The sequence below is a fragment of the Mesorhizobium sp. M1A.F.Ca.ET.072.01.1.1 genome (assembly GCF_004023325.1).
In the GTDB taxonomy this organism is placed as follows: Bacteria; Pseudomonadota; Alphaproteobacteria; order Rhizobiales; family Rhizobiaceae; genus Mesorhizobium.
Map to the genome: position 1 here is coordinate 1 of NZ_RZSF01000400.1, position 5,170 is coordinate 5,170.

4 protein-coding genes are annotated in these 5,170 nt (G+C 57.5%); all 4 read right to left on the reverse strand.

The window, feature by feature from the left end; translation table 11 throughout:
- Window positions 1–131 precede the first annotated feature (131 nt).
- Window positions 132–572: a transposase gene (locus EOA32_RS32750; protein WP_128373934.1), complete on the reverse strand. Its 441-nt coding sequence runs from the start codon at window positions 570–572 to the stop codon at window positions 132–134.
- A gap of 359 nt (window positions 573–931) precedes the next feature.
- A complete protein-coding gene (locus tag EOA32_RS32755; RefSeq protein ID WP_128373935.1) occupies window positions 932–1,999 on the reverse strand; it encodes a GlxA family transcriptional regulator in 1,068 nt (355 codons plus the stop codon).
- 437 nt (window positions 2,000–2,436) lie between these two features.
- A complete protein-coding gene (locus EOA32_RS32760; protein WP_128373936.1) occupies window positions 2,437–3,492 on the reverse strand; it encodes a GlxA family transcriptional regulator in 1,056 nt (351 codons plus the stop codon).
- A 241-nt stretch (window positions 3,493–3,733) separates the two neighbouring features.
- A partial coding sequence (locus EOA32_RS32765) for a trimethylamine methyltransferase family protein (protein WP_128373937.1) occupies window positions 3,734–5,170 on the reverse strand: 1,437 nt, incomplete at its 5' end.

Genomic DNA, 5,170 nt, shown 5'->3' on the forward strand with positions numbered 1-5,170 from the left:
GACATAGACCGCGCCGCTGAACGGATCGGCGCCCATCGTCTCGCGCACAAGTGCAGCCAATCCCTCCGCGCCCTTGCGGAAGTCCACCGGTTTCGTCGCCACCATGACTTTGATCGCACCGGTCGGCCCGATCACGTCGCAGCCTTCAGCGCCCGGATCACGGCGGCCACCGTCTTGGCATCGGCGCCACGGCCGACACGCATGGCGACGCCGTCGATCTCAAGCTCGATCACGCCGGCGTCGCGGACCGCCGTCCGCTTCCGTGGCCTTGCTGGACGGTACGCCGCGGGTTCCGACAAGGGCGCTGCAATCACCGCCGGCACGAACAGGGATTCCGATGCCGTCGCCTCCGCCAGTGGCTGGCGCGCTGCCCGGCGCCAGGCAAAGACCTGTTGCGGCCTCAGGCCATAACGGCGGGCGACCTCGGAGATGATCGCGTTCGGCTCCAGTGTCTCCGCGATGATCCGCGCTTTGTCATCCACCGACCACTGACGCCGACCACCAGCACCATTGATCACCTCGAAACGTCGAGGCTGCCGCTCCGGGTTAAGCGTAAGGTCAAGTCCAGACACAAGCCGATCTCCGATCCCAATGCAGAACCGGCAACCTCACAGATCGCGACCAAGCCCGAAAGGTGGTCCAGAAACACCGCTTACGTTTCAGTCTTTATCAGAGATGCTGGATCACAAATCAAGCCGAGGGCGTTCGTCGCGAGGATAGGAACCCAGCCCGGTACGGCCAATATGGCAGATAACCAACCAGCACCTCGCGCTATGCCATCCCGCCCGCATTCCCAGGTGGTCGCGCTGTGCCACTCAAGCTGATGCGGTCGTGCGGTTTGTCAACTCCGAGCGTTCGCGACCGGACCCTAAACAGAGATATCGAGACCCGACCTCTTCGAAGCCCCTGCGCCACTGGTCTGGTGAGGCAGTTAATTGGGCATTATTTCGTTACTTAACGGTCGATCGATTTGGAGGCTTCTCATATCATCTGGGCCGCAGGATCTTATTTTTTTTTGTTGGCAAACTGGAAATCGTGACTGATGCGGGGCGCACCCGTACGCCTCCCGGTACGCTTTCGAGAAGTGCGATGGAGAGACAAAGCCACAGGCAATCGCAATTTCAAGGACCGGCAGTCGCGAACTGATGAGTAGCAAGTGAGCACGTTCTAGACGAAGATCCAAATAATACCGACTTGGTGAACATCCCAGTTCGCGCCTAAACAGCCGCTCGATTTGACGGCGGGACAGGCTCGCCGATCGCACAATATCATCTAGCAGCAATGGTTCCGTGAGGTTTGCTTCCATCAACTCAATGACCTTGATGACCGCCTGATGGTTTAGTTGCACTCGAGAATGAAGCGGTAGACGTTGGCGATCACCTGCGGAACGGGTCCTGAACGCGATGGCTTTTTCGCAAACACGGTTGGCAACGATCGTCCCATGATGGCGGCCGACCAAATCCAGAAACATGTCGAAGGGGGCGTCACCGCCCGCGCAAGTGTATAGGTCTCCGTCCCGTTCAAAGGCGGTTTGAGTGGCTAGCACAAGTGGGAACCGCTCGGAGAACAGAGGGAATTGCTCCCAGTGCACTGCGCAACGCCGCCCTTCTGCAACTCCTGCTCGAGCGAGCGCGATGGTACCGCCACTTATGCCTACGAGGCTGCCGCGGCGATTGCGACACTCTCGTAGCCATGCATCAAGCTGCCTGTGCATACTAGGAGCATTGCGACCGCCCACGACGACGACAGTCGGCGGTGACATCGAACGCCGAGCCCGTTCACGTTCGAAGGGCAACGAAGAATCGGCGCAAACCAATAAACCGCAACTCGAGGCCGCTGGTTGCCCGTCGTCCGAAATCACTTGCCACCTGTAAATGTCCCGCCCCACCACTTCGTTGGCGAGCCTCAATGCTTCCAGTCCTGACGAGAGGGCCTGGAGCGAAAAGGTGGGCAGGAGGTAGAAGACAAAATTTTGCCACGCGGACTGTGCGTCTAGCATCCTTGGGTGCCCTTTTCTGCTGCCTTGATCGCTCAAGCTTCCAGCGGCGAAGCCAGGACTGCGCGACCGACTTGCTTATTTGAGACCAGACTCGATAAGTAACACGAAGGGTTCTGTGCCCGTCGAACCCGTATTCGGCAGCGCCTGAGCGAAGGTTTTGCACCTCGTCGCGTTCGCTAAACCGGGTATAGACTGAGCTCAGGCCCTGGATAAGGCGCTTTGGCGCCGTCCCACCTCGGTGGAGAGCCGAACTTCTCCCCCACAACGTGTCGTTCGATCCTCCATGTCGCGCTCGCTTACCTCCCAACATTGATTAACTCGCATGCCGGGCCCAGCAGTAGTTGTTGAGCCTTCGGGCAGAATCTCGTAGAGTGCTGCTGCCGAATAAATCGGCTGCTTGTCATCTAATTTAAAGTCGATCTCACGTCAGCATCATTTCAGGTGTACCCCAACCCCGGTCCAACCCATGACGGAACCTTTGCCCGGCATTTCTGCGGGGAGATGCCGTTGAAGTCTCGAAAGCTCTTTGCGAAATGCGAGGCCGATATGAATCCGCAGGCCATTGCGATATCAATGATCGGCATCCGCGTGCCCTCGATCAGCCGTTTTGCGTGCTCGACCCTGATTCGGAGATAATGACGAACGGGGGGTACTCCTATATGGGCAGCAAACAGCCGCTCAAGTTGGCGGCGAGAGATCCCTACCCTCTGAGCCACCTCGCCGAGTGACAACGGGAACTCGACATTCTCCTCCATGGTCCGCATCGCTAACTCCAGCTTGGGGCTCACTCCGGCAAACGCCAGTCGCGATGGCCCTGTCTGACGCTTTGAACCCGAACGTTGACCTTCCACTGTCGCATGGCGGCAAACCTCCTGCGCAATGAAGCCCCCAGCGTGGCTGCCGATGAGGTCCACCGCGAGATCGAACGCCGCCAGTTCGCCGGCACATGTTGAAAACTGCCCGTCCTTGACGAATAAGGAATCCCGGATTCGGGACGTGTGAAACACTTCGGAAAACGCGGCGAGCCGCGACCAGTGGATCGTGCATCGCGTGTCTGCCAAGAGACCAGTCTGGGCGAGCAGCCAAGTTCCGGTGCCTATGGCCGAAATCGGTATCCCACGCCGGGCAATGGCGCGCAGAAAAGTATTGAGTTGCGGCGAAAGCTGCCTTTCCACTGGCTCACCTGCAATAAGGACGACCTGATCGGCTCTTCGATCGCCGATGCCCGCTGAAAGTTGGTCCATCGAGGCGTCGACTGCCATTGCAAGTCCGTTGGTCCCTTCAACGGGCTGCTTACTCGTGCCCATGATCGACCAGCGAAACAACGAAACCCCCGCGATTGCGTTGGCCATGCGCAACGGCTCGATATAGGCGTGAAGCGCGAGGTGCGAAAAGCCAGGAAGCACAAGCACCGCCACGTCGAACGGTCGGAGGGCGGCCGTTTCGGTTGGAGCAAGCGCCTGCAAGGCGAAGATGTTGGGCGGAGCATTCATTTGAGCGTGGTAGTAACGCTAAACGGGGGATTCTTACTTGAATCTGTCATTTCGCAATCCAACCAACTCCGAGTGCATCCCTAGTCTACAGAGTAGCTCAGCGCTCGGACGGCAGATTATCAGCGAGTTAATGGCTGACTTTTTGTCTGATCCAAGCACTGTGGAGGCGACTGCCCTCTTATGCGTAAGCAACGTGTTGCGCCAATTAGGCTCTGTACCTCCCGCCTTTCTACAGGGCAGCCTATGCGGGAAACGCTCCTCCTTCGCGGGTACGCCGCGCAACGAATTCTCTAAGAGCTTCCTCAGCACCCTCTTGCAGGGAGGGGGCTTTGAAATCTTCGACTACTTTCTTCCATATGGTATTTGCACGCATAGTTGCGGTTTTGCTGCCGTCTTCAGACCACTGCCCGAAATTGCGCCAATCTGACACAAGCGGTGAATAAAATGCGGTTTGGTAGCGAGACATGGTGTAGGGCGCGCCGAAGAAATGTCCGCCCGGCTCGACTTCTGCGATCGCCTCATAAAGATTGTCTGTAGCCAGGTCCGCCGTCTGAAAAATTTCTGCAATCGTCTGCAGCATTTCGACATCAAGGATGAATTTCTCCAGTGATGCCGACAGGCCGCTTTCTAGCCATCCGGCAGCGTGAAGCATCATGTTGACGCCGCCGAGGACCGACCCCCAAACCGAATTTAGATATTCGTAAGTGGCTTGGGCATCCGGTGTATTCGATGCAGTTGCAGCGGAGCCTCGCCAAGGAAGCCCGATATGACGCGCCAATTGTCCTGCGCCGAATGCCGCCCGCACAAACTCTGGTGTGCCGAACGCGGGAGATCCGGATTTCATGTCGACGTTAGACGTAAACGAGCCGTAAACGACAGGCGCCCCTGGGTTCACGATTTGAGACAGTGTGATTCCAGCCAGCGCCTCAGCATGTTGCAGTGCCAAGGCGCCTGCAATTGTGATCGGAGCCATTGCACCAGCGAGGGTGAAAGGAGTGATGATCGCAACCTGCTTGGCACGCGCGAAATCGATAATGCCTTGGCACATCGGAACGTCGAGCTGCCGGGGAGAGTTGGTGTTAATGACCGTAAAACAGTACGGGCGAGCTCGAAAATCTTCCTCATCGACCCCGCGTGCGAGGCGAATCATCTCGAACATGTCTTTTACTTGGTTCGACCCGCGAGCATAAACGAACAGCGGCTTGTTGCTGAGAGTCAATTGGCCCTCAGTCTGAACTAGGTGGCGTAATTCAAGTGGCACGTCCTGAGGTTCGACATTAACACTCAGGAGGTGCACTATCTCAAAATGCTGCGTGAGCTTGAGGAAAGTTCGCATGTCTTCTTGCGTGCCTGCGCGTCGACCGCGTTCTATATCCATCACATTCGGGGGGCCGCCGATGCAGACAAATGCCGTGCTTGAGCCGCCAATTTGGATGTCGCGGTCCGAGGAACCGCCTGCTAGCGCGAAAGACGCAGGAGCACTTGCCAGCGCCTGTTGAACGAGACCTCGATCGATAAAAACAGTTGAACTGGATGTATCGACTTTTGCGCCGGCCTTTCGAAAATACTCGAGAGCCTCTTCGTTTAGCACACGCATGCCCAAGTTCTCTAGAACGCGCAGCGCGGTATCGTGCAATGTGGCGATTTGATCGTCGGAAAAGCTCCGCTGCGGCTGGAG

Excerpts from the sequence above, each read along its gene's own strand:
- EOA32_RS32755 (WP_128373935.1), bottom strand. The coding sequence starts at position 1,999 with ATGCTAGACGCACAGTCCGCGTGGCAAAATTTTGTCTTCTACCTCCTG.
- EOA32_RS32760 (WP_128373936.1), bottom strand. The coding sequence starts at position 3,492 with ATGAATGCTCCGCCCAACATCTTCGCCTTGCAGGCGCTTGCTCCAACC.